At 67.2% G+C, this 23,541-nt stretch carries 24 protein-coding genes; 11 read left to right on the top strand and 13 right to left on the bottom strand.

Annotation, left to right across the window (positions count from 1 at the left end; translation table 11 throughout):
* Nucleotides 1-80: 80 nt before the first annotated feature.
* On the bottom strand, nucleotides 81-1,235 hold the full coding sequence (locus H5398_RS08840; RefSeq protein WP_182782840.1) for a class I SAM-dependent RNA methyltransferase: 1,155 nt from the start codon (nucleotides 1,233-1,235) through the stop codon (nucleotides 81-83).
* Nucleotides 1,232-3,223 (bottom strand): APC family permease, encoded by a 1,992-nt coding sequence (locus H5398_RS08835; RefSeq protein WP_182782841.1) that lies wholly within the window; start codon nucleotides 3,221-3,223, stop codon nucleotides 1,232-1,234. The genes H5398_RS08840 and H5398_RS08835 overlap by 4 nt, the downstream gene beginning before the upstream one ends.
* Nucleotides 3,224-3,336: 113 nt before the next feature.
* On the opposite strand from H5398_RS08835, the gene H5398_RS08830 reads away from it, so the two are divergent.
* Nucleotides 3,337-3,984 (top strand): TrkA family potassium uptake protein, encoded by a 648-nt coding sequence (locus H5398_RS08830; protein ID WP_182783099.1) that lies wholly within the window; start codon nucleotides 3,337-3,339, stop codon nucleotides 3,982-3,984.
* Between the two features lie 7 nt (nucleotides 3,985-3,991).
* Complete coding sequence (locus tag H5398_RS08825; protein ID WP_182782842.1) at nucleotides 3,992-4,663, top strand: TrkA family potassium uptake protein; 672 nt, start codon at nucleotides 3,992-3,994, stop codon at nucleotides 4,661-4,663.
* Here H5398_RS08825 and H5398_RS08820 read toward each other — a convergent pair.
* From H5398_RS08820 to H5398_RS08805, 4 genes are read right to left on the bottom strand one after another with little or no spacing between them, the layout of a single operon-like run.
* Complete coding sequence (locus tag H5398_RS08820) at nucleotides 4,651-5,001, bottom strand: OB-fold nucleic acid binding domain-containing protein (protein ID WP_182782843.1); 351 nt, start codon at nucleotides 4,999-5,001, stop codon at nucleotides 4,651-4,653. The two genes, H5398_RS08825 and H5398_RS08820, sit on opposite strands and share 13 nt — an antisense overlap.
* 19 nt (nucleotides 5,002-5,020) lie before the next feature.
* Nucleotides 5,021-5,713 carry a DUF3710 domain-containing protein gene (locus H5398_RS08815; protein ID WP_370586095.1) on the bottom strand — a complete coding sequence of 231 codons (693 nt, stop codon included), beginning with the start codon at nucleotides 5,711-5,713 and terminating at the stop codon, nucleotides 5,021-5,023.
* Nucleotides 5,714-5,722: 9 nt separating this feature from the next.
* Entirely contained in the window at nucleotides 5,723-6,151 is a 429-nt protein-coding gene (dut, locus tag H5398_RS08810) for a dUTP diphosphatase (protein ID WP_182783101.1), read from the bottom strand.
* A gap of 11 nt (nucleotides 6,152-6,162) precedes the next feature.
* Complete coding sequence (locus H5398_RS08805; RefSeq protein ID WP_182782844.1) at nucleotides 6,163-6,612, bottom strand: DUF3093 domain-containing protein; 450 nt, start codon at nucleotides 6,610-6,612, stop codon at nucleotides 6,163-6,165.
* Between the two features lie 60 nt (nucleotides 6,613-6,672).
* Here H5398_RS08805 and H5398_RS08800 point away from each other — a divergent pair, with 60 nt between their 5' ends.
* Nucleotides 6,673-6,966 (top strand): DUF4235 domain-containing protein, encoded by a 294-nt coding sequence (locus tag H5398_RS08800; protein WP_182782845.1) that lies wholly within the window; start codon nucleotides 6,673-6,675, stop codon nucleotides 6,964-6,966.
* A 30-nt stretch (nucleotides 6,967-6,996) separates the two neighbouring features.
* On the opposite strand, the gene H5398_RS08795 is transcribed toward H5398_RS08800, so the two are convergent.
* On the bottom strand, nucleotides 6,997-7,293 hold the full coding sequence (locus H5398_RS08795) for a DUF4193 domain-containing protein (RefSeq protein WP_182782846.1): 297 nt from the start codon (nucleotides 7,291-7,293) through the stop codon (nucleotides 6,997-6,999).
* Between the two features lie 149 nt (nucleotides 7,294-7,442).
* On the opposite strand from H5398_RS08795, the gene sepH reads away from it, so the two are divergent.
* Nucleotides 7,443-8,354, top strand: coding sequence for a septation protein SepH (gene sepH, locus H5398_RS08790; RefSeq protein WP_370586094.1), 912 nt, complete (start codon nucleotides 7,443-7,445; stop codon nucleotides 8,352-8,354).
* An 18-nt stretch (nucleotides 8,355-8,372) separates the two neighbouring features.
* Here the strand turns inward: sepH and H5398_RS08785 are convergent, their stop codons facing one another.
* The 4 genes from H5398_RS08785 to H5398_RS08770 are packed head-to-tail and all read right to left on the bottom strand — an operon-like array spanning nucleotide 8,373 to nucleotide 11,941.
* A complete protein-coding gene (locus tag H5398_RS08785; protein WP_182782848.1) occupies nucleotides 8,373-9,023 on the bottom strand; it encodes a thymidine kinase in 651 nt (216 codons plus the stop codon).
* Nucleotides 9,016-10,260 (bottom strand): glycosyltransferase, encoded by a 1,245-nt coding sequence (locus H5398_RS08780; protein ID WP_182799742.1) that lies wholly within the window; start codon nucleotides 10,258-10,260, stop codon nucleotides 9,016-9,018. The genes H5398_RS08785 and H5398_RS08780 overlap by 8 nt, the downstream gene beginning before the upstream one ends.
* On the bottom strand, nucleotides 10,257-11,378 hold the full coding sequence (locus H5398_RS08775) for an alkaline phosphatase family protein (RefSeq protein WP_182799741.1): 1,122 nt from the start codon (nucleotides 11,376-11,378) through the stop codon (nucleotides 10,257-10,259). Before H5398_RS08775 ends, H5398_RS08780 begins: the two co-directional genes overlap by 4 nt.
* A complete protein-coding gene (locus tag H5398_RS08770; protein ID WP_370586093.1) occupies nucleotides 11,378-11,941 on the bottom strand; it encodes a DUF5998 family protein in 564 nt (187 codons plus the stop codon). The genes H5398_RS08775 and H5398_RS08770 overlap by 1 nt, the downstream gene beginning before the upstream one ends.
* Before the next feature lie 36 nt (nucleotides 11,942-11,977).
* Between H5398_RS08770 and H5398_RS08765 the strand changes: the two genes are divergently transcribed.
* The 3 genes from H5398_RS08765 to H5398_RS08755 are packed head-to-tail and all read left to right on the top strand — an operon-like array spanning nucleotide 11,978 to nucleotide 16,000.
* Nucleotides 11,978-13,006, top strand: a complete 1,029-nt coding sequence (locus tag H5398_RS08765) for an App1 family protein (protein WP_182799740.1) — start codon at nucleotides 11,978-11,980, stop codon at nucleotides 13,004-13,006.
* A 25-nt stretch (nucleotides 13,007-13,031) separates the two neighbouring features.
* On the top strand, nucleotides 13,032-15,473 hold the full coding sequence (locus tag H5398_RS08760) for a DNA topoisomerase (ATP-hydrolyzing) subunit A (protein WP_182799739.1): 2,442 nt from the start codon (nucleotides 13,032-13,034) through the stop codon (nucleotides 15,471-15,473).
* A 35-nt stretch (nucleotides 15,474-15,508) separates the two neighbouring features.
* Nucleotides 15,509-16,000: a carbonic anhydrase gene (locus H5398_RS08755; protein ID WP_182799738.1), complete on the top strand. Its 492-nt coding sequence runs from the start codon at nucleotides 15,509-15,511 to the stop codon at nucleotides 15,998-16,000.
* 1 nt (nucleotide 16,001) lies between these two features.
* On the opposite strand, the gene H5398_RS08750 is transcribed toward H5398_RS08755, so the two are convergent.
* Nucleotides 16,002-16,694 (bottom strand): FadR/GntR family transcriptional regulator, encoded by a 693-nt coding sequence (locus tag H5398_RS08750; RefSeq protein ID WP_182799737.1) that lies wholly within the window; start codon nucleotides 16,692-16,694, stop codon nucleotides 16,002-16,004.
* Between the two features lie 104 nt (nucleotides 16,695-16,798).
* Here H5398_RS08750 and H5398_RS08745 point away from each other — a divergent pair, with 104 nt between their 5' ends.
* From H5398_RS08745 to H5398_RS08730, 4 genes are read left to right on the top strand one after another with little or no spacing between them, the layout of a single operon-like run.
* A complete protein-coding gene (locus H5398_RS08745; protein ID WP_182799736.1) occupies nucleotides 16,799-18,493 on the top strand; it encodes an L-lactate permease in 1,695 nt (564 codons plus the stop codon).
* Between the two features lie 14 nt (nucleotides 18,494-18,507).
* Entirely contained in the window at nucleotides 18,508-19,260 is a 753-nt protein-coding gene (locus H5398_RS08740; protein WP_182799735.1) for a (Fe-S)-binding protein, read from the top strand.
* Nucleotides 19,257-20,729 (top strand): lactate utilization protein B, encoded by a 1,473-nt coding sequence (locus tag H5398_RS08735; protein ID WP_182799734.1) that lies wholly within the window; start codon nucleotides 19,257-19,259, stop codon nucleotides 20,727-20,729. Before H5398_RS08740 ends, H5398_RS08735 begins: the two co-directional genes overlap by 4 nt.
* Nucleotides 20,693-21,376: an LUD domain-containing protein gene (locus H5398_RS08730; RefSeq protein ID WP_182782858.1), complete on the top strand. Its 684-nt coding sequence runs from the start codon at nucleotides 20,693-20,695 to the stop codon at nucleotides 21,374-21,376. The genes H5398_RS08735 and H5398_RS08730 overlap by 37 nt, the downstream gene beginning before the upstream one ends.
* Before the next feature lie 30 nt (nucleotides 21,377-21,406).
* Here H5398_RS08730 and H5398_RS08725 read toward each other — a convergent pair whose 3' ends face one another.
* Nucleotides 21,407-23,485 (bottom strand): DNA topoisomerase IV subunit B, encoded by a 2,079-nt coding sequence (locus tag H5398_RS08725; RefSeq protein WP_182782859.1) that lies wholly within the window; start codon nucleotides 23,483-23,485, stop codon nucleotides 21,407-21,409.
* Nucleotides 23,486-23,541: the final 56 nt, after the last annotated feature.

The following is a 23,541-nucleotide window of genomic DNA, read 5'->3' as shown; positions in this document are numbered from 1 at the left end:
CCTTAACTTGGCACTCGCCAAACTGTCTTGATATCAAGATACCATGGTTCACGCATGCGCGGCGCCATCGCCGGTCCCCGTCAGTCTAGGGGTTGGTCAGGGGCGTCAGGCCGGGGGCGCAGGATCGCCACGCACTCCACATGGTGGGTCATGGGGAACAGGTCGAAGGCCCTGATATCAACCGATCCGTAGCCGAGCTGGGCAAAAGTGGCGAGGTCCCTGGCGAGCGCGGCAGGGTCGCACGCGACGTAGGCCACCGCTCGTGGTCCCCGATCGACGATCGCGCGGACTACATCAGCGCCGGCCCCCTTTCGAGGCGGGTCGAGCACCACGAGGTCGGCCCACTCGGGCAGGTCGCGGTGCCCCCGCTCAAGGGCGCCGGCGACGAAGTCGGCCTCCGGCACGTTGCGGCGGGCCAGACGCACCGCCTCGCGTGACAGCTCAGCCCCCAGCACCATGCATCCGGCGTCCACGAGGGCGCCGGCGAAGAGCCCGACCCCGCAGTAGAGATCGAGCACGCGATCTCCTGGTTCCGGCCGTAGACCCTCCAGCACCGCGCCAGTGAGAGTGTCCGCGCTGTGTGGATGGACCTGCCAGAATCCGCCGGGGGCCACCTCGTAGGTTCGGCCCCGCACGCGTTGCCGCACAGTGGCCTCACGTCTCCCCCCGGCAACGGCGGTCACGACGGTGCGATCCTCGCCTACCGTGACCTCGAGCTCTCCTCCGGGGCGGGCCTGGAGCGTGAGTTCGGCCACCGTCGGCCCGGGCGCCGCTATCAGGCAGCCGCCCTCGGGCAGCGCGACGATCTCATGCGAACGCCGTGCCCGGAAACCCACCCGGCCTGCCTCGTCGACGGCGTAGCGCACCCGCGTGCGCCAGCCGGTGAGCCCCCCGGGGACCGCCTCGACCGTTCCGTTCCAGTCGACTCCAGCCAGCCGCTGAAGCTGTTCGGCCACGACGGCGGTCTTCAGCTTCAACTGGGTGGGTTGGTCAGCGTGTTGCCAGTCGCACCCCCCGCATCGCTCGGCGATGGGGCACGGCGGCTCAACCCGGCCGTCGGAGGCCTCAAGCACCTGGGTCACTCGCGCCCGGTCAAACCGTCTTCCCGTCTCAGTGATCTCCGCGACTACCCGCTCCCCCGGAAGCCCCCCGGTGACGAACAACACCTTGCCCTCGGCGCGGCTGACGACGTACCCGCCGTGCGCGACCCGCTCGAGCCGCACCTCAACGCTCATCGCCTGCGTGGCTCGGAGGCCTTGTTGGCGGCCGCCTTCGCCTTGCCGGACGACTTCAACTGATACGGCACGCTCGTGACCATGACACCAGGCATGAAGTGCAGGCGGGTACGGATCAGCAGCGCCGTCTGGTTGTGAAGCAACTGCTCCCACCAGTGGCCCACGACGAACTCGGGGATGTAGACGATGACCACGTCGCGCGGGTTCTCGCTGCGCAACTCGTTCACGTACTTGATGAACGGCCCGGTGATCTCGCGGTACGGCGAGGCGATCACCTTGAGTGGGGTGCCGAAGTCCTCCGCCTCCCACTCGTCGAGGATCCGTTCCACCTCGTCGTCGTCCACGGCGACGGTGACGGCCGTCAGCGTCGTGGAGCGGGCAGCACGGGCGAAGGCGATGGCACGCAGGGTCGGGAGGTTGACCCTCTGCACCAGGACCACTCCACGCACCCGGCTCGGCAGGGCGCGATCCGAGTCCGGCCTGAGCGCGACCTCCTGCTCGACAGCCCGGTAGTGGTTGGAGATCGTCAGCATGAGTGCGAACAGGACGGCCATCGCGACGACCGCCAGGTACGCCCCGTGCGTGAACTTGGAGATCAGCACGATGATGAGGACGATCCCAGTGGCGGCGGCGCCGACCGTGTTGATGATGCGAGCCCGGACCATCCGCTTGCGTGCGCTCACGTCCTGCTCCCCACGGAGGGCGCGGGTCCAGTGGATGATCAGGCCCGTCTGACCGACGGTGAAGGACAGGAAGACACCTACCACGTACAGCTGGATCAGCGCGGTGACCGACGCGTCGAAGGCAAGGACGAGCACTGCGGCCGCGACAGCGAGCATGACGATGCCGTTGGAATAGGCCAGCCGGTCCCCGCGGGTGTGCAGCTGGCGCGGGAGGAAGCCGTCCCGGGCGAGGATCGACGCCAGCGACGGAAAGCCGTTGAAAGCGGTGTTGGCGGCCAGGAAGAGAATCAGCATGGTCGCGGTGATCACGATGTAGAACCCGGGCTCGAACCAGTCCATGAACACGACACGGGCCAACTGGCCGGTCACGGTGTGCGCCGCGCTGTGGATGGTCTCGCCGGCGGCGTTGACGTAGTGGGTGCCCGACAGTTCGTCGATCAGGTGCACCCTCGTGAGGTTGGCGAGCACGATGATGCCGAGGAGCATCGTGATGGCCAACACCCCCAGCATGGTGAGCACACTGGCGGCGTTCGTGCTCTTGGGCTTGCGGAAGGCCGGGACACCGTTGGCGATGGCCTCCACGCCGGTCAGCGCCGCGGCACCTGACGAGAACGAGCGCGCCAGGATGGCGACCATGGCCCACCCGGCGAACTCCGCGCTACCCTCGGGGGCTACGACGATGAGGTCTCCGGTCTCACTCACCAGCTCCTCCCCTAATACCAGGATCCGGAACAGCCCGATCCCGATCATGAGCAACATGGAGCCCATGAAGACGTAGCTCGGGATGGCGAACATGGCGCCGGACTCTCGCACCCCCCGGAGGTTCATCAAGGTCAGGAAGAAGATGACTCCGACAGCAGTCCACGCCTCGTAGCCGTCAAGGAACGGAGCCATGGCCTTGGCGTTGATGACACCGGCGGACACGGACACCGCGACCGTCAGCACGTAGTCGACCAGCAGCGAGGCCGCGACAGTCAGGCCCGCGTACCTGCCCAGATTCACGGTGGCGACCTCGTAGTCACCGCCTCCATTGGGGTAGGCGTGAACCGTCTGCCGGTAGGACATCACCACAATGGCCACGACGACCGCCACCGCCACGCCGATCTGCCAGGAGAACATGAACCCGGCCATCCCCGCCAGGGACAGCGTGATCAGGATCTCATCCGGGGCATAGGCCACAGAGCTGAGCGCATCGGAGGCGAAAACGGGGAGGGCCAGCCTCTTGGGCAGGAGCGTCTCCCCCATCTGGGCGTTGGTGAGACGCCGCCCCACCACCATGCGCTTGAGCGCCGACATCACGTTCACGGGGTTACGGTAGACCTCTTGTCCTCCAAAGTCATTGCGCAGCCCTCCTCCCCTGGGGTGTAGGTTCTGTTGCGAGAAGCCGCCGAAGGAGTCATAGGGTGCACATCGTCATCATGGGCTGCGGCCGGGTGGGCTCAATGCTTGCCACCGGCCTCGAGAAGCGTGGCCACAGCGTCGCCATCATCGACGTCAGCTTGGATGCGTTCCGCCGCCTGGGTCAGGACTTCAAGGGCCTGACCATCAAGGGCGTCGGGTTCGACCGCGAGGTCCTCGAAGCCGCGGGGATCCGCAAGGCCGACGCATTCGCGGCGGTGTCCTCCGGCGACAACTCAAACATCCTCGCCGCCCGCGTGGTTCGGGAGAACTACCACATCGACAACGTTGTGGCGCGCATCTACGACCAGGGTCGGGCAGCCGTCTACGAGCGTCTGGGCATTCCGACGGTGGCCACGGTGAAGTGGACCGTCACGCAGGTGCTGCGTCGGCTCCTGCCCGAGGGAAGCGAGCCCGTCTGGCGGGACCCCACAGGGACCGCCCGCCTGCTCCAGATCCACGTCCACAGTGGATGGGTGGGACGACGGATCAGCGAGTTGCAGTCAGCGGCCGGGTCTCCGATCCCCTTCGTGCAGCGCGTGGGTCGCGGGCTGGTGCCGGACCGCGACACCATCTTCCAGGACGGCGATCTGATCTACATCGCGTGTCACACGGACCGCACCGATGAGCTGGAGACGCTCTTCGCCTATCCCCCGGCCAAGCACTAGGAGAGTCATGCGCGTCGCCATCACCGGGGCCGGAAACGTGGGCCGGTCCATCGCCCGGGAACTCATCGCCAACGGGCATCAGGTCCTCCTCATCGAGCGCGATCCGGCGGCCATCAAGCCGGACTCGGTGCCGGGGGCGGACTGGTTCCAGGCCGATGCCTGCGAGTTGCAGTCCTTGGAGGAGGCCGAGCTTGAGAACTGCGACGTGGCCATCGCCGCCACAGGAGACGACAAGGTGAATCTCGTCCACTCGCTCCTGGCCAAGACCGAGTTCGGGGTGCCACGCACGGTGGGGCGGGTCAACCATCCCGGCAACGAATGGCTGTTCGACGCGCAGTGGGGGGTGGACGTCTCCGTGTCGACCCCGCGCCTGATGTCGGCGTTGGTGGAGGAGGCTGTCTCCACGGGGGATCTGGTTCGGCTGTTGACCTTCAACAAGTCGACCACCCATTTGTCCGAAGTGACGCTCCCGCAGTCGTCGCATCTGGCCGGCCGCAGACTCAGAGACGTTGAGCTACCGGGCGACACAGTCCTGGTGGCCGTCATCCGGGACGGCGCTCCCCTGACCCCCGAGCGCGATCGCGCCTTCGAGGGCGGCGACGAGCTGCTGTTCCTGGTCACGCAGGAGTCCGAGGCGGATCTGGCGGCGATGTTCGCCACCGACGTCTACGACGACTGAGGCACGATCTCGAAGTCGGGGTTGTACATCACGCAAACCCCATCTGCCTGGGCCAGGCGGCCGTCGACCCGGATGTGTTTGCCCGGGAGCAGACACTCCAGCCTGCTGCGTCCCATCCAGACGAGCTTCACTGTGCCTGAGCCGTCGCTGACTTCGGCTTCGAGCCATCCGTGTTGCGCATCCGACGTGACGGCGGTGATGGTTCCCTGGAGAACGACGCGTGAGCGCATCTGGCACGAGGTCAGCGGTTGGGCTCCGCTGTCCTCGGCCTGCTCCAGCAGCTCACGGGCCTCCAATTCCTCGTGGGAGAGAAAGTAGCGCCGCAGTCGATCAGCCACCGAATGCTTGCCCACGGGATCAGCCCTTCGCCTCAGGCACCCGCATCGGCAGCAGACTGCCCGGCGCGGCCGGGGTGTTGCCGCGACGCACCACCAGGTTGCTGAAGAACTCGAACAGATGGAGCGCGATCTCCTCGTCGTCGGGTTCGAAGGTGGCCTTGCCGAGGAGGACCCCCCTCAGGACCCAGCCGGGTCCAGGCACCAGCCATGTCCGCGACAGATGCATCGCGGGATTCCCGTTCTGGTCCTTGACCGGAAGCGCGCGCCGCAGCTCGGTGCCGAACGGTCCCTTCACAGCCTGACAGCGGCCCCCCTGCTGACGGGTGGACTCGATCACCTCGTCGCGGATCTCGCCGGTCATCGACGACTTGGCCGGTCCGGTGAACACTGCCACCTCCAGCGCGGATCGACCATCCCCGACGAGCAACGACTGCACCTGATTGGTCTCGCGGTTGACCTGCAGCTGCAGGGTCATGTCCTGGAAGGGCGTAAGAATCAGGGGTCCCATGTCCAGGCGCCTGACCTCGTCCGCGTCGGCTTCCAGGTCCACCTCGGAGATGTCGAAAGGGCCTTCCGCACGGGTGAACTCGGCGTCCCAGCGCTCGGAGTCTCCTAGCGGGAGTTCGTCGTCCTCCTGCTCCGCTTCGACGTCGGTCATCTGCTCGATGTCGTCGTCGAGGTCTTCGCTGCGCTTCTTGCGTCCGAAAATCACTGCTGTCCCTTACTCGGTGGAGGTGGAGAATCCGCCCGTAGAACCATAGCCACCCGTGCCTCTGGGGGTGTCATCGAGGGTGTCGACGGCGGTGAACGAGGCGCCGACGAACGGGATCACCACCAGTTGGGCGATGCGGTCCCCCGCGCTGAGGCTGATGGGCTTCTCGGGGTCCAGGTTGATGAGGCAGACCTTGATCTCGCCGCGATACCCGGAGTCGACGACTCCTGGTGCATTGACGATGCTGAGGCCGTGCCGGGCGGCCAGACCCGACCTTGGTGTGACGAGGCCGACATACCCGGACGGCAGCGCGACACGAACTCCCGTGCCGACCAGTGACCGCTCCCCGGGACGGAGCACCACGTCTTCTGCGGCCCTCAGATCAGCCCCGGCGTCGCCTGGATGCGCGTAGGTCGGCAACTGCCCGGGGCTCACCATCGCTTCGACGATCACGGATTCCCCCTGACTGCTTCGAGGGCTGCCGCCAACTCCTCGGGGTGACGAGTGCTCACCAGCCAGTACGGATGCGGATCCGCCGGATCCGCCAGGTCCACGCGTACCAGATCGGTGATGAACGGGCGGGTGAACAGGAAGGCGCGATGATCAGCCTCGGGACCGTAGGCAGCGCGGGCCGACGAGCCACTCAACGGCACCACGCCGGCGATGTACTCGCGCGTCAGCCGGTGCCGTCCGGCAATGAGAGCGTCGTGGTCGACGGCGACGAGCGTACGGCTGTACGCCACCAGCGCGAGCAGGAGGCCGACGGCGGCCAGGACGGAGAAGGCTACGGCCGGCTGCAGCGGGACATAGGCCACAACCGCCACGGCGAGGCTGAGCCAGAAGAGAAGGGCGATCACCGCCCACCACCAAGGCACGTGCAGACGTTCGCGGTAGGTCACCTTTCCACAGTACCTCGAAGCACTTAAGGTGGCAGTGTTGGTCCGATCGAAAGGAACCCCATGGCCCTGACTGAGAAGCTCATGTGGAAGCTCTACGCCGGAGTGCTCGGCGCGCTCACCACCCTGGTCGCCCAGAAGCTGGTCACCAAGGTGTGGGAGGCGTCCACGGGCGAGCCGGTCCCGGACATCAACGATCCCGAGACCCCGATGGCGAGGGCGTTCATCTGGGCGGCGGCCAGCGGACTTGGAGTGGGCATGTCCCAGATCGTCATCAACCGCTTCATTCAACGGCGCTGGGTGACCACATTCGCCCACCAGGGCCCAAGCAAGCTGCGCAACAAACTGGACCTGTGACGCCCACCCCCTGAGGACAGGTGGAGCCGCTCAGACGCAGTCGACGCAGTAGCTCTGCCCTCCGCGGACCTCCGCGAGCTGGCTCTGGGACTTCACGAGAAAGCATGACGCACACGTGAACTCGTTGGCCTGGCGCGGGAGAACGCGAACTGTGAGCTCTTCGTGGGAGAGATCCGCACCTGGAAGCTCGAACGATTCGGCAGCCTCGACCTCGTCCTCGTCAACCTTGCCCGAGTTCTTGTCGTTGCGACGGGTCTTGAGCTCCTCGATGGAGTCCTCGCTCATTTCCTCATCGGTCTTGCGGGGTGCGTCGTAATCGGTTGCCATCCGTCAGTATTCCTTCCTGTGCCGCGAACGGGGCTATGTGTATCACATCGGGAGCCCTCGTGGTATCCCGGCCCGGCCCTCGCCTCGACACCATTGTGCGCGGCCACGCAAGACAGATGACGCCCGGGCGGGTGGGGCGCTGGTAAGTTGTGGGAAATAACCTGACCGGACGAGGAACAATAGTGAATGCTCTGACCCCCCGCGAAATCCAGCTGCGGATTCGCTCGGGCGCCTCAGTGGCTGAGGTCGCCGAGGATACGGGCATGGAGATCGAGCGCATCGAGGCCTTCGCGGGCCCTGTGCTGGCGGAGCGCGAGCATGTGGCCCAGTCTGCGCAGACGGCCACCGTCCGACGGCGTGGCGAGGCAGGGACGCACAGGCGGTTGGGGGATCTGATCGGGCAGCGGTTGAGGTCCAGGGGCATCGACGCCGATGCCATCGAGTGGGACGCCTGGAGGCAGCCGGATCTCAAGTGGCGACTGTTGGGCCGGCTCGCACTGGATGTGGAGTCCCGCTCGGCCGAGTTCATCTTCGACACCAAGGCCCGCATCTGCGTGGCCCACAATTCGGATGCACGCTGGATGATCGGCGAGGAGTCCGCGGACGCACTGACTGGCGAAGAGAACACCGTCGATTTCACTGACGAGATGGCGCTGGTCCGGGCCATCTCCGTCTCCGAGTCGGGGGCGCCTGGGGACGACGTGCCGGCCTCAGAACTGATGCACGACGGGAACGAGGACACGTCCCAGCTCGATCGCCTCTACGACATGCTCAGCGGCATCAGCGAAGATTCGGTGCGCATCTACACCGGCATCCTGGATGATGAGGCGCCCCGCGAGGCACGGCTCAGCGAGTCCGCGGAGGAGGAGCTCGAGGACGCAGCCCTGCCGGATTCCGACGACGCATCCGAGGCGTCCCCGCCCGTCGCCGAGGACGCGGAGCCTGCTCAGGAGCCGCTGGTTGACGCCGGAGAAGAGCCCCAGAAGCCCCGGCCACGCCGGCGGAGAGCCAAGATCCCCACCTGGGACGAGATCATGTTCGGCGGGCCCACACCCTCGTAGAAGTCCATTGTCAGGACACTAGAAGTCGTCGGGATCGAAGGGCAGTGGTTCCGCCGTCAGGGTCGCCTTGGCTCGGGTGGAGGTCATCCGACGACGATGGTGTGCCCGGCACAGCACCTCGTAGCGCACTTCGGCCCCGTCGCCGGTGTCGCCGACCACCACCTGGGATCCCTCCGTCACCATCAGCCCGCCCACCGTGCGCGCGTTGTGGGTGCCCCGAGACCCGCACCAGCACAGGGGCCCCAGGGGCAGCGTCTCCACCCTGTCGGCTAGTTCGATGAGGCGCTGAGCGCCTGGGAACAGCCTGGTCCTGAAGTCTGACAGGATCCCGAAGGCGTAGACGTCGAGCTGGAGTTCGTCGACGATCCGCGCCAGCTGATCGATGTGCTCGGGACTGTAGAACTGCGCCTCGTCGCAGACGAGGTAGTCCACGCGCTTGCCGGTGGTCAGCTCAGAGATGACGTAGCGCCAGAAATCGAAGCCGTCGTGCACCTCCAGGGCCGGAGCGCTGAGGCCCAGCCTGGAGGCGATCACTCCCTCCCCCGCGCGGTCCTGCGAGGTGAAAACCCGGCCTTGGCGACCGTGGGACGACCGCGTGTAGTCCAACTGCAACGCCAACGTCGACTTGCCGCTGTCCATGGGTCCGGTGTGGAACACGAGCTCAGCCACGCGTCGCCTTTCGCTCGATGAGGTCCGTGTAAGCCTCGACGTACCGCTCGGCCATCCTCGCCGGAGCCAGATCGGGCATCAGCTCAGCCGAGGCAGACGCCATGGATGCCCTCAAGTGGCCGTCCGCCAAGGTACGGAATCCCTGGGCCATGGAGGTCACGTCGGGACCGGTGAGGAGCGCGGTCCGCGGCGAAACCCCCACCGTCAGCCGATCGTCGCAGTACATCACCGGCAGTGACGCGGAGACGGCCTCTGCGATGACCAGCGCCTGCGAATCGAAGCGGTAGGAGCTCAGCACCAGGGCGTCCGCGTTGCGGAACTCGTAGGCCAGGGCGGATGTGGATGACAGGTGCCACCGGAAGTCGATCGAGTCGCATCCCCTCGCGAGCGCCTTCAGTCTGTCGCGCTGGTCGCCGTCACCGACGATCACGAGCTCGGCGCGGGGAAGCGCGGCACGCCGGAACGCCTTGATCATCACATCGAGCCGCTTCTCCTTCGCCAGCCTGCCCACCGAGAGGAACCGGACCGCGTCGTCGCCACGTTCGCGGGGGGCCTCGTCGATCGTCCGCTTCATCCGGCGGTTGTATCCCGTCGGCACCACGTAGCCAGGTAGGCGCCTTCCCGCGGCCTCATCGATCAGGTCGCGCATGAATGGCGACGGCACCGTGTAGGCGTCGGCCAGCTGCGCGATCGTGGCGAATGATCTCCAGTCGGTGCGGGCGGCCAGGCCACCCGTCTCACTGGTGGAGGCTGGCAGCCTCGTCGACGGGGCAGGACCACCGCCGCGCGCAATGCGGAGGCCGGGCAGAATCAGTGCCTGGTATCCGAGGGTGCCGAAGGTTGCCCCGTGGACGGTCTGGTGGGTGCCTGCGATGTTGGCGTGGAAGGTGTGCAGATGCGGGATGCCTTGAAGCCGTGCGATCCGGGCGCCGAGTCCGAGGGCCCCCCGCTCGGTCTGGGTGTGCACCACATCGAAGGTCGCCACCTCGCTGATGAGGCGCGCGCGTCTCTTCGACCAGTGGAGGATGCTCAGATGCGCGGGCAGTCCCTCCACGTACAGGGTGGGGCACTCGATGACGCGCCCGATCCGCGGCTTCTGCAGGTGCCGGTCCGGCGCGATCAGGGTGACCTCGTGACCCAGTGCCGTCAGCTCCTCCAACTGGGTCTCGACTGAACGTCCGATTCCCCCGGATGAGGGATAGAAGTCGTCGATGAGGATGGCTATGCGCAACCTCACCGGCCACCGCCGTGCATGAGAAGCGGGACCTCCATCTCGGCGGCTGTGAGCGACCCGTGCATGCCGACGAGGCTGAATTCCCCCGGACTCTGCCTGCTCATGACCGCGTAGTCCGACGTCATCGCAGCCACGACGTCACCGATCCTGGCCGCGCTCAACCCCGTCACCTGCGGTCCGAACCACCCCGCTTCGATGGCCTCCTCCCGCCGCAGCACATGTGCCCGCTCGCCCAGTACGCTCTCCCAGGCCCAGGCGAGTGCGCGCGGGTCCTCGCCATGGATGTGCCGGAACCGCGGCTCGCCGCCGAGGAACGAATAGCCCGCGAGCCTCGGCTCGTCCTCCGCCACCACACGGGACCCCGACGGCACGTTGACCATGCCGTGGTCACCCGTGATGAGCAGGCAGACATCTGCTGGGAGCGCCTCGACCAGGTGCGTCACCAGATCGTCGACCATCGCCAGGCGTTCCAGCCATTGCCAGGAGCCCACGCCGTGGCCGTGGCCGTCGTGATCCAGCATCCGCTCGTAGCCGTAGACCACCTCGGCAGTCTCGAGGGCCTCGAGCACGAGTCCGGAGAACTCCTCGGCGGCTCCCTCCACGGCGACAGGGAAGAGCCTGCTGCCGCCGAACGCGAGGCGGGTCAGAGCGCTTCCCGCAAAGCGTCCGAGGGTCACTGCCGCGGAGCCACGACCCGACGAAGCGAGGCGTTGGAAGAGCGTGGGGGTCTGGGCGAAGGTACCCAGATCCTCCGGCCCACCTTCCCAGGTGAGCGCGTTGATGACGCGCGAGACGCTGGGTTCGAAGAAGGTGTACCCCACGATGCCGTGCTCGCCAGTGGGCACCCCGCAACCCAGCGAGGTCAGCGACGTGGCCGTCGTGGAGGGCACCGAGCAGGTGAGCCTCGGCGCGTCACGCGCGAGGCGCGACATCGTCTCAGCGTGATCGCCGAACTCCAGCAGCTGATGCCAGCCAAGTCCGTCAACCAGCAGCAGCACGTACCTGCGCGCCCGCGGAAGCGCGATGATCGGCGTTGTCGCATCCAACGTGGCCACAACGCTGGGCAGCAGGTTGGCCAGCGCCAGATCCTCGTAGCGGGGCTCCACGAAGTCTGAGCCCATCAGCCGACCACCGCCTGCAGACGAACGCCGAAGGCGACGAGCCGACGCGCGTTGTCTCCGTCGGCCTGAGGGCTCATCCGGACCGTGATGTCGTCGGGCTGGATCACGCCCGTGTACCCGTGGTCCGCCTCACAGGCTGGATCCTCGCAGGCCGCGGGGCCGAGGTCCACGCGCCTCGCAGCTCCCCACACGATCGTCAGCCACGCCTCGCTGAGCCCGGAGCGGTTCTCCGGATCCTGCAGTGCGCGCGTCACCACGACGGAATCGACCGCCCGCAACGCCACCACCTCGGCAGTGGCCACCGCCTCGGTCTGAGCGCCCTCACCCTCGTCGATGTGGCAGATCAGCAGCTGCCGCGCGGTGCGCACCAGCACAGTCATGTGGCGGTGGAGCTCGTGCCCGGCAAAGGTGGCCTCGTGCTGGACGAGGAAATCGAGCAGCTCCCGCTGGCCCAGCCCCAGCGCCACCGTCTCTGCCACCAGACTGGGGTAGAACCCACACTCTGCGATCTCGGCCAGGAGCTGCGGCGGCAGGGCATTGACGATCTCGACGGACTCAGGCACCCGCCCATTCTGGCACGTTGCACTAGGTTTGGGGTCATGGCTTCCCGCCCCTTCATCGCCGCCCGGATCGAGGATCGGATCAACTCTCTGGTCAATCGCGCCCTCAACAAGCGAGGGTGGGAGGAGTCGATCCTCGCCTTCACCGGCTACGGCACCTCGGAGCAGTTGCGCATCCTCGGTCGAGTGGTGCTGCGCCCGTCGGCTGACCTCGGGATCGTCCAGGCTGCCTCTGCGCTGATCTATCGCCGGGGTTGGCGCAACTTCCTGGGCTCAGCGAAAGTCGGGGCCAGGATCACCGTGGTGATCGGCGATGTCCGGATCCCGGTCCATGCCGACCGGGGCGGGTACATCGACGTGCGGGTCCGCAACCCCGGGCTGCCACCGGGTTGGCACTCGGTCACGCTCGAGGGCGCGGGCGGATCCTCGGCCCTGGCCAGCCTGCAGGTGATCGCCGACGACGTCGATTTCGGGATCGTGAGCGACATCGACGACACCATCTTGTCCACCTGGCTCCCTCGTCCGATGGTGGCCGCATGGAATTCGTTCGTCGTCACCGAACAGGCTCGTCAGGCAGTTCCGGGCATGGCCAGGCTCTACCAGCAGCTCCTCGCCGCCCATCCTGGCTCCCCCATCATCTTCGTCTCCACCGGCGCGTGGAACACCTACCCGATGATCCAACGGTTCACCGCCCGCCACGGGATCCCCCAAGGAGCGATGCTCCTCACGGACTGGGGGCCCACCAACACTGGCTGGTTCCGCAGCGGCCCAGATCACAAGCGCCGATGCCTGCGGGAGCTGGCCCGCGACCTTCCCCAGATCAGGTGGTTGCTGGTGGGAGACGACGGGCAGCACGATCCGGACCTCTACGCCGAGTTCGCCGCGCTGCAGCCGGAGCACGTACGGGCCCGCGCCATCCGTCAGCTCACGCCCGGCGAGCACACACTGGCCCATGGCCTCCCGATGGAGGTCCCCGCCACCGAGGAGCGCTGGGAGCCGGACATGGCGCCGGAGGTGCGCGCCCCGGACGGCGACGGATTGGGCGATAGGCTGCGCGGGTTGCTGTAGCGGACCCAGGCGAGGAGGCGGCCCCATGGCCAAGCCGACGATCGACGACGAGACCTTCGAGGACGAGCACATCCTCGACGTCAACGTCACCGAGGAGATGGAGACCAGCTTCCTGGAGTACGCCTACTCGGTCATCTACTCCCGCGCTCTTCCAGATGCGCGGGACGGGCTGAAGCCTGTGCAGCGACGGATTCTCTTCGCCATGGACGACATGGGCATCCGCCCGGATCGCGGGCACGTCAAGTGCGCCCGCGTGGTGGGTCAGGTGATGGGCCTTCTGCACCCGCACGGAGACGGGGCGATCTACGACGCGTTGGTGCGGGTGGCCCAGGCGTGGTCCATGCGCCTGCCGTTGATCGACGGCCATGGCAACTTCGGCTCGCTGGACGCCGGCCCCGCCGCGATGCGCTACACCGAGTGCCGGATGGCCACCCCCGCCGTGGCCATGACCCGCGGACTCGACGAGGACACCGTCGACTTCAAGGCCAACTACGACGGCAAGGAGTCGGAGCCCGTCGTACTGCCGGCGGCCTTCCCGAACCTGCTCGTCAACGGCGCCACCGGGATCGCCGTCGGGATGGCCACCAACATCGCCCCCCACAACCTCATCGAGGTGGTGGCGGCGCTGCAGCAACTGATCCGCACCCCGGACATCGGGCTCGAGGACCTGATGCGCCACATTCCCGGACCGGACTTCCCCACCGGTGGAAAGATCGTGGGGCTCGACGGGATCCGTGATGCCTACGCCACCGGCCGCGGCACGCTGAAACACCGGGCGACCACACGCATCGAGAAGGTCTCGGCCCGCCGGATGGGAATCATCGCCACCGAGCTGCCCTACATGGTGGGCCCCGAGAAGATCATTGAGCAGATCAAGAAGGCAGTCGACGACAAGAGATTGACCGGCATCGCCGACGTCAAGGACCTCACAGATCTGGCCAACGGCACCCGCCTGGTGATCGAGGTGAAGAACGGGATCAACCCCGAGGCGCTGCTGGAGCAGCTGTTCAAGGTGACCAAGCTGGAAGACACCTTCGCCATCAACGCGGTGGCGCTGGTCGAGGGACAGCCCCGCACACTGAGCCTGAAGGAGATGCTCGAGGTCTTCCTGGCGCACAGACTGGAGGTGACGCTTCGGCGCACCCAGTTCCAGCTCAGGAAGGCCGAGGACCGCCTCCATCTGGTGCGGGGGCTGATGGTCGCCATCGCCGATATCGACGACGTCATCGCCATCATCCGCTCGTCCGCCGACGCGGCCGAGGCACGCGGCAGGCTCACGGTGGCCTTCGACCTGACCGAGACGCAGGCCAACTACATCCTGGACATGCAGTTGCGCAGGCTGACGCGTTTCTCCACGATCGAGCTTGAGAAGGAGGCTGCCGAGCTGTCCGACCTCATCGCCGGACTCCGCGACATCGTCGACGACGACACAGTGCTGCGTCGCGTCGTCAGCAGCGAGCTGGCAGACGTGGCCAAGCAGTTCGGGACCCCTCGCCGGACCGTGCTGCTCGCCTCCTCTGGTGGCGCCCCGACGGCGGCCGCCCCTCTGGAGGTGGCAGACGACCCGTGCTGGGTGCTGCTCAGCGGATCCGGCCTGGTGGCGCGAACGGACGCACAACACGACCTCTCCCCCGATGGGCGGGCCCCGCACGACGTCATCGTCTCTCGCGTGAAGACCACGGCCCACGGCGAGTTCGCGGTGGTGACCAACAGAGGTCGGTTGATCCGCTGCCGTTCGATCGAGCTGCCGACCGTGCCCCTGACCGCGTCGGCCCCGAGCCTCCAGGGCGGTAGCCCAGCGCACGAGCTCTGGCCGTTGGCGGCCGGCGAGCGCCCACTTGGTCTGACCACGCTCGGAGGGGAAACCGCTGGCCTGGCCGTGGGCACCGCCCGTGGCGTCGTCAAGCGCGTCACGACGGAGGTCCTGACCAGGGACGCCTGGGACGTCATCGCGCTCAAGGACGGCGATGAACTGATCGGCGCCGTCGAACTGGCCGACGAGCAGGCCCACCTCGCCTTCATCACCTCCGACGCGCAACTGCTCCACTTCCCCGCCTCGTCTGTGCGCCCCCAGGGCCGCTCCGGCGCCGGGATGGCAGGCATCAAGCTGGCGCCGGAGGCCCGCGTCATCTGGTTCGGTGCGACAGACCCGGCCGCGGACGAGGCGGTGACGATCTCGGGATCGTCCTCCTCGCTGCCCGGCACCGAGTCGGGTATGGCGAAGGTCTCCCCGATGAGCGAGTTCCCGGCCAAGGGGAGGGCCACCGCGGGCGTGCGTGCTCACCGCTTCCTCAGGGGCGAAGACACTCTTCTCATCGCCGCCATCGGCGCAGCACCGGTGGTCGCGGCCGCTGCGAGCGGCTCTCCCGTAGAGCTGCCGACCGCTCACGGTCGCCGCGACGGCTCTGGCGCACCACTGTCCCAGCCGGTGGCCGCACTCGCAGGACGCGGCTCTGCGAGGGGGTAGGACCGGTAGCATCACGGACGGAAGGGAGGCCCATCATGAGCTTCGAGGATCTGCTCACCAGCAACCTGGCCTATGCCGACGGGTTCACCGACGGCGGTTTCGACGGCATCGCCAAGGCCGGCGTCGCCATGGTGACCTGCATGGATTCCCGGATCGAGCCGCTCGCCATGCTTGGACTCCGGCTGGGCGATGCGAAGATCCTGCGCTCGCCCGGAGGCCGCGTCTCCTCCTCGGTCCTCACCGGCTGTGTCCTGAGCGTTCAGCTGCTGCATGTGGACCGGATCATGATCGTGCCGCACACTCGCTGCGCGATGGCCTCGGGCACGGACGATGACATTCGCAGGGTGATCGCCGCCAAGACCGGGATCGACACCTCCTGGATCTCGTTCGGCGCCAGCCCCGACCAGCAGGCACGGCTGCGGGCCGACGTCGATATGGTGAACAACCATCCGCTGATCAAGGGTCAGGCAGAGGTCGGCGGCTTCATGTACGACGTGGACACGGGTCTGCTCACGCAGGTGATCTGAGTCACCGTGAGCCGGGCAGCAACACCCGGTGGGCTCCTCGGATGTGTGCCTCGCAGAGGTTGGCCGCGTTGGCGCCGTCGCGGGCGCTGAGCGCGCGGTGGATGCCCGCATGCTCCGCCAGTAGCCGCAGCCGCAGCGCCTCCCAGTTCGGGATCCGCTCCTCGGCCCCGAGGATGGGCCGTGCAACGGCTTCACGGATCGCGATGGTCATGTCGCGGATCAGCCGGTTGGCGCCCAGGCCGGCGATCGCGACGTGAAATGCCGTGTCGAGCTCGTTGAACCGCGCGGTGTCCGAGACCGCGACCATGGACTCGGCCAGCCTGCCCAGGTCCGCCAGCGACGCGTCGTCCGCGTGGACCGCAGCCGCCTCCGCAGCAGCTCGCTCCAGCACCACGCGCGTCTCGGTGAGTTCGTCGAAGGAGATCGCGTCCAAGGCGACGTGCAGCTTGAGCATCCGCCCCAGCGCCGGACCTTGACTCGCGGCCACGCGGGTTCCCCGCCCTGGACCGGTGTGGGAGGTGATCACCCCCTGCGCCTGCAGGACCTTGATCGCCTCCCTCACCGCGCTGCGGCTGGTCCCCAGCTGCGTGGCCAGCTCCCGCTCGTTCGGGAGCCTCGCGTCCTTGCTCAGCCTCCCTGCCAGGATCTCACTTGTCAGGAAGTCCAGAGCTGTGTCGAATCCGCCGGCGGTCATTGACCCATTGTGGCGCACGGGGAAAGTCTTGACATGGGTGCCATCGACACCATATGGTCAGACCAGATATTTTGGTCTGACCATATGAACGACGGAGTTCACCGATGCTCTTGGAAACCTTCCAACCAGTCACCAATCCCCTTGGTGCCCAATGGCTGTCAGCCCTCGTGGCGGTGATTCCGGTTGTCGCCATGTTGGTCACGCTCGGGCTCCTCCGCTGGAAGGCACACCACGCCGGCCCCTTCTCCTGGGCCATGGCCCTCGTCGTGGCGGTCACCGCGTTCGGCATGCCGGTCACAACCGCCCTGGCCACCAGTGCGCACGGCTTCGTCTACGGCATCTTCCCCATCGTGTGGATCCTGCTGACCGCCATCTGGATGTACGAGGTGACGGTGGCCTCGGGCCGCTTCGAGGACCTTCGCCGCACGTTCTTCCTCATCAGCGACGATCCCCGCGTGCTGGCCCTGCTCATCGCCTTCAGCTTCGGCGGGTTGCTCGAGGCCCTCGCCGGATTCGGGGCGCCGGTGGCGATCACGGCCGCCATGCTCGTGGCCATCGGGTTCTCCCCCCTGCGCTCGGCGATGATCGCGCTGCTCGCCAACACCGTCCCTGTCGCCTTCGGTGCGGTCGGCCTCCCCGTTCTGATGGCCGCCAAGACTGGCGGCTTCGACGATGTCCTCGCCATCTCTCCCATCACCGGTCGCATCACGGCGATGCTGTGCCTCGTCGTGCCGTTCCTTCTGCTCCACGTCATGGACGGCAGGCGCGGCCTCAAGGAGGTGTGGCCGTTCGGCCTCGTGGTGGGACTCAGCTTCGGGGTGACCAAGTGGATCGCCTCCGCCAGTCCCCTCTGGAACCTCACCGAGGTGTTCGCCGCCGTCGCCAGCGTGGGTGTGGCCATCGTCTTCCTCAAGGTGTGGCACCCCACCGGCGGAGAAGCCGCCACCGAGCGGATCGGAATCCCTCTCGACACCACCGTCGAAGGCCACGAACGGCACACGATGACCTCCGATGTAGGCGCCGCAGCACTGACCGGCCGCCGGATCGTGATGTCCCTGGTGCCCTACATCCTCGTGATCATCGTCTTCGGCCTCGCCGCCCTCCCGCCGGTCAAGGCGGCCCTCGTCAGCACCGACATCAAGATCAGCTGGCCGGGACTCTCAGAGATGCTCAACGTGGCCGGGGACCCAGCCACCCACCAGACCTACACCCTCGCCTGGGCCTCCACCCCCGGCATCCTGCTGGCCCTCGTGGCCGTTGTCACCGGCCTGATCTACGGAATGTCGCTGGGTCACATCTTTCGGGTGCTGTGGGCCAATGTGAAGAAGCTGAGGTTCGCCATGCTGACCATCGGCTCGGTGGTGGCGCTCGCCTACGTGATGGGCGACTCGGGACAGACCCTCGCCCTGGGCCTGTTTTTCGCCGGTGCCGGGATGGTCTACCCGTTCGTGGCTCCGGTGCTCGGCTGGATCGGCGTCTACGTGACCGGCTCCGACACCTCGGCCAACATCCTCTTCTCCGGCCTGCAATCCAGCGTCGGCGCCGAGATCGGCCCCGGGAGCCACCTCGGAACCGAGGACATGCGGGCGCTCCTCGTCGGTTCAAGCGCCGCCGGCGGCGTGGTGGGCAAGATGATCTCACCGCAGTCCCTCACCGTCGCCTCGACCGCCATCGGCATCCCCGGAGCCGAATCGGTGATCCTGCGGCGCATCATCAAGTGGAGCATCGTGCTCCTCGCCCTCCTCTGCCTGATCTCAGGCCTGATGTCCACGCCAGTGCTCAGCTGGCTGCTCCCCTGATCGAAAGGCCAACGATGACCACCGCACCCCACGTCGCGCTCTTCGCGACCTGCATCACAGACACGATGAAGCCCTCCATCCCGATCGCCACCGTCAAGCTCCTGGAACGCCTCGGCTGCCGCGTCTCCTACCCCGAGAAGCAGACCTGCTGCGGACAGATCATGACCAACACGGGCTACTGGAAGGAGGCGCTGCCCACCGTCCGCAACTACGCGGCCAGCTTCGGCGCCTACGACTACATCGTCGCCCCCTCCGGATCCTGCGTCGGCTCAGTGCGGGAACAGCACGCGATGCTCGCCCGCCACGCAGGTGACTCCGGGCTGGAGGCCGAGGCCTCGGCCGTGGCTGCTCGCACCTACGAGCTCACCGAGTTCATCGTCGACGTCCTCGGCGTCACCGATGTCGGCGCCTACTTCCCCCACCGCGTCACCTACCACCCCACCTGCCACTCGATACGCATCGCGAAGGTCGGGGACCGGCCGCTGCGCCTCCTTCAGGAGGTCCGCGGGATCGATCTGGTGGATCTGCCCAACGCGGACCAGTGCTGCGGCTTCGGCGGCACCTTCTCGGTGAAGAACCCCGCGGTCTCAGTGGCCATGGCCTCCGACAAGGCCCGTCACGTCCGCTCGACGGACGCTGAATACCTGGTGGCCGGCGATCATGCCTGCCTCATGAACATCGGCGGCGTGCTGCACCGTCAACGCGCCGGCATCAAGACCATCCACCTGGCCGAGATCCTGGCCACCACCGAGGAGGCACAGCGATGAACACGCGGCGCACACCGGAGCCCGGCTCCTGGTTGGGCATCCCCCCGTTCCCGGAGGCGTCAAAGGGGGCCCTGGAGAACGCCGAGCAGCGCAAGAACCTGCGCCACGCCACGGGCACCATCCGCGGCAAGCGCGTCGTGCGCGCCGCCGAGGTCGAGAACTGGGAAGAGCTGCGCACCGCCGGCGCCCAGATCAAGGACCGCGTCGCGCGTCACCTCGAGCAGTACCTCCTCGAGGCGGAGGCATCCATGACGGCCGCGGGCATCACCGTGCACTGGGCCCGCGACGGAGCTGACGCCAACCGCATCGTCTCCGACATCGCCAAGGCCAAGGGCGTCGACGAGGTGGTCAAGATCAAGTCCATGGTCACCCAGGAGATCGACCTCAACGAGCACCTCGAGGCGGAGGGCATCGCGGCGTGGGAGACAGACCTTGCCGAGCTCATCGTGCAGCTCGGACACGACCTGCCCAGCCACATCCTGGTGCCGGCCATCCACCGCAACAGGTCCGAGGTGCGCGAGATCTTCACCGAGGAGATGGGGCGCTACGGCGTCGCTGCGCCCGAGGGAATCTCCGATGACCCCACCGAGCTGACCAACGCGGCCAGGGCCCACCTGCGGGAGAAGTTCCTCCGGGCGAAGATGGGCGTCTCGGGCGGCAACTTCATCGTAGCCGAGACCGGCACTCTGGTGATCGTCGAGTCCGAAGGCAACGGCCGCATGTGCCTCACTCTTCCCGAGACCTTCGTCTCCATCGTCGGCATCGAGAAGATCCTTCCGACGCTGGAGGACCTCGAGGTCTTCCTCAAGCTCCTCCCCCGGTCCTCCACCGGCGAGCGGATGAACCCCTACACCTCGTTCTGGACGGGCGTCACCCCTGGTGACGGTCCCCAAGATCTGCACGTGATCCTGCTGGACAACGGGCGGACCAACGCACTCGCCGACCCTGTGGGGCGTGCAGCGCTGCGGTGCATCCGCTGCTCGGCCTGTCTCAACATCTGTCCCGTGTATGAACGGGTCGGCGGCCACGCCTACGGCTCTCCCTACCCCGGCCCCATCGGCGCCATCCTCGGACCGCAGCTGCGCGGGATGGAGGCGCCCAACGACCGTGCCCTGCCGTTCGCGTCCACGTTGTGCGGCGCCTGCAACGACGTGTGTCCCGTCCGGATCCCGTTCACAGACATTCTCGTCCACCTGCGTCACAAGGCGGTCGAGTACAAGACCTCCAAGCATCCCACCGGCGAGCAGGCCATCATGAAGGGCGCCGGATGGGTGATGGCCGACGGCTCGCACCTCGAGACGGTCCAGGTGGGCAGCCGGCTCGCGGGGCGGATGTTCAAGGGCAGGTGGCTGGGCCCGATGCCCATCCCGATCGCATCCCGATGGCTCAACGCCCGGGACACCGAAGCTCCACCCACCCAGACCTTCCGCCAATGGTGGAAGAAGAACCACGAAGGGGGCGCGAAGTGAACGCGCGAGATGAAGTGCTCCGCCGCGTGCGGGAGGCCACCAAGGACGTCACCGAGCCCCGCCCAGAGGTCGACGTGCCCGTCGAGTGGACCTACGGACAGCCCTTGGCCACAGCGGACGTTCTCGCGGACTTCGTCGAGAAGGTCGAGGACTACAAGGCGACGGTGACCCGGTGCGGGCAGCAGGAGGTGGGCCAGGCCCTGGTCTCCGCGCTGCAGAACCTGGGCGCCACCAGCGTCGTGGTGCCTGGCGGGTTCCCGGAGGAGTGGACTGACGCGCTGAGTGCTGCGGGCATGGTCCTGCACTCCGACGAGCCGCCGCTGACCCACGCTCAGCTCAACGTGATCGACGCCGTGGTGTCGACCTGCGCGGTCGCCATGGCCGACTCCGGCACCATCGCGCTCGACCATTCCGCGGGGCAGGGACGCCGAGCCCTCTCGCTGCTTCCAGATCGGCACATCTGTGTGGTGCGTTCGGATCAGGTGGTCAGCGATGTGCCCGAGGGGATCGCGCGGCTGGCACCCGCCCTGAGGGGGCATCGACCGGTGACCTGGTTGAGTGGGGGCTCCGCCACCAGCGACATCGAGCTCAGCAGGGTCGAAGGCGTGCACGGACCCCGCCACCTGTCGGTGGTCCTGGTCGACTGATCCGCCCCTGCCTGGTGGAGGCCGGCCGCGTCACGCGTCGATGCGGTCGGCCTCCAACGCGTAGGCGCCCTCGATGATGAACTCCTTGCGCGGGGCGACGTCATTTCCCATCAGCATTTCGAAGACCCGCTCAGCGTCTGCCGCGTCGTCGACGGTGAGCCTCCGGAGGGTGCGGTGCTTCGGGCTCATTGTGGTGTCGGCCAACTGGTCGGCGTCCATCTCACCCAGCCCCTTGTAGCGCTGCGGTTCCTTGAAGTTCTGCCCCCGCTTGGTCAGTTCGGCGGCCTTCCTCTGATACTCCGCGTCCGAGTAAGTGTAGATGTACTTGTCGTAGCCCTTCTTCGGGTTGATCAGCTCGAACCGGTGCAGCGGCGGCACGGCCGAGAACACGCGGCCGGCCTCGACGAGCGGGCGCATGTAGCGGAAGAACAGGGTTGCCAGGAGGCAACGGATGTGGGCGCCGTCGGAGTCCGCGTCCGCCATGAAGATGACCTTGCCGTAGCGGGCGGCCTCCACGTCGAACGTACGTCCCGACCCGGCGCCGACCACCTGGATGATCGAGGCGCACTCGAGATTCTTCAGCATGTCGCCCACCGACGCCTTCTGGACGTTGAGGATCTTCCCCCTGATGGGCAGCAGCGCCTGGAACTCCGAGTTCCGCGCCACGTTCGCGGTACCCAGGGCCGAGTCGCCCTCGACGATGAACAGTTCGGTGGCGTAGACGTCGTTGGATCGGCAGTCCTTCAGCTTGGGCGGCAGCGTGGAGGATTCGAGCGCGTTCTTGCGGCGCTGGTTCTCCTTGTGCGCCCTGGCCTGCACGCGGGTGCGGGAGGCGCTCACCACCTTCTCCATCAGGGTGCGGGCCACGGGGCGGATCGCAGCCTTGGAGCTGGTGAGGAACTCCCCCATCTCGCGCTCGATGATGCCCGCCACCAGCTTCTGGACCGGCGGCGTGCCGAGGACCTCCTTGGTCTGTCCCTCGAACTGGGGCTCGGCCAGCCTGACAGTCACCACCGCGGTGAGCCCCTCCATGCAGTCGTCCTTGAGCACCTCCTCGCCCGCCTTGAGCAGGCGTGTGCCCTCCAGGGACTTGACGAACGCGCGGGTCAGTCCCCGCTCGAAGCCCGACACATGCGTGCCGCCCTTGGGTGTTGCGATGATGTTGACGAAGGACTTCACCGCCGCGTCGTAGCCGGTGCCCCAGCGCACCGCGACATCGACCTCCAGTTCGCGCTCAACGTCCGTCGGGGTCATCGCGCCCGTTTCGTCGAGCATGGGGACCGTCTCGACGAAGGAGTCCGTCCCCTGGAGTCGGATGACGTCCGTCAGCGGTGCGTCCGACGCGAGGAAGTCCGCGAACTCCGTGATGCCGCCGAGGTGGACGAACGACTCCCTGACCGACTCCCCGGTCCGCGCGTCGTCGACCTGGATCCGCAGGCCCGGCACGAGGAAGGAGGTCTGGCGTGCGCGGTCGTGCAGGTGGCTGAGGGACAGCTCGGCGTCCGCAAGGAAGATCTGACGGTCCGGCCAGTAGCGGACCCGCGTGCCGGTGGTGGCCTTGGCCACGCGGCCCGTCTTCCGGAGGCCGCCCTGGGGTGTGAACGGCGCGGAGGGGCCGTCGCCGGCGAAGACTCCGGGTACCCCCCGACGGAAGCTCATCGCCCAGGTGGCCCCGTTGCGGTCCACCTCCACATCCAGCCGCGAGCTGAGCGCGTTGACCACGGAGGCTCCGACGCCGTGCAGACCACCGGTGGCGTTGTAGGAGGAGTTGCCGAACTTGCCTCCTGCGTGCAGCTTGGTGAACACCACCTCGACGCCGGAGAGCCCGGTGCGGGGCTCGGTGTCCACGGGGATGCCGCGGGCATGGTCGACCACCCCAACCGACCCGTCGGCGCCGAGTGTGACCTCAATCTCGCCGCCGTAGCCGGAGAGTGCCTCGTCAACGGAGTTGTCGATGATCTCCCAGAGGCAGTGCATGAGGCCGCGGGTGTCCGTGGATCCGATGTACATGGCCGGCCGCTTCCGGACCGCCTCCAAGCCTTCAAGAACCAGCAGATTCTTGGCTTCGTAGTCTCTGGAGTGTGGTTGGTTGCTCTTCGGGCTCTGCACCGGCCCAGATTACCCACGTCAGACAGGGAACATTGTGGAGGCCAGCTACGTTTGAT

The sequence above is a fragment of the Tessaracoccus sp. MC1679 genome (assembly GCF_014164775.1).
GTDB lineage: Bacteria > Actinomycetota > Actinomycetes > Propionibacteriales > Propionibacteriaceae > Arachnia.
This window is presented reverse-complemented; position numbering and strand designations above follow the sequence as displayed.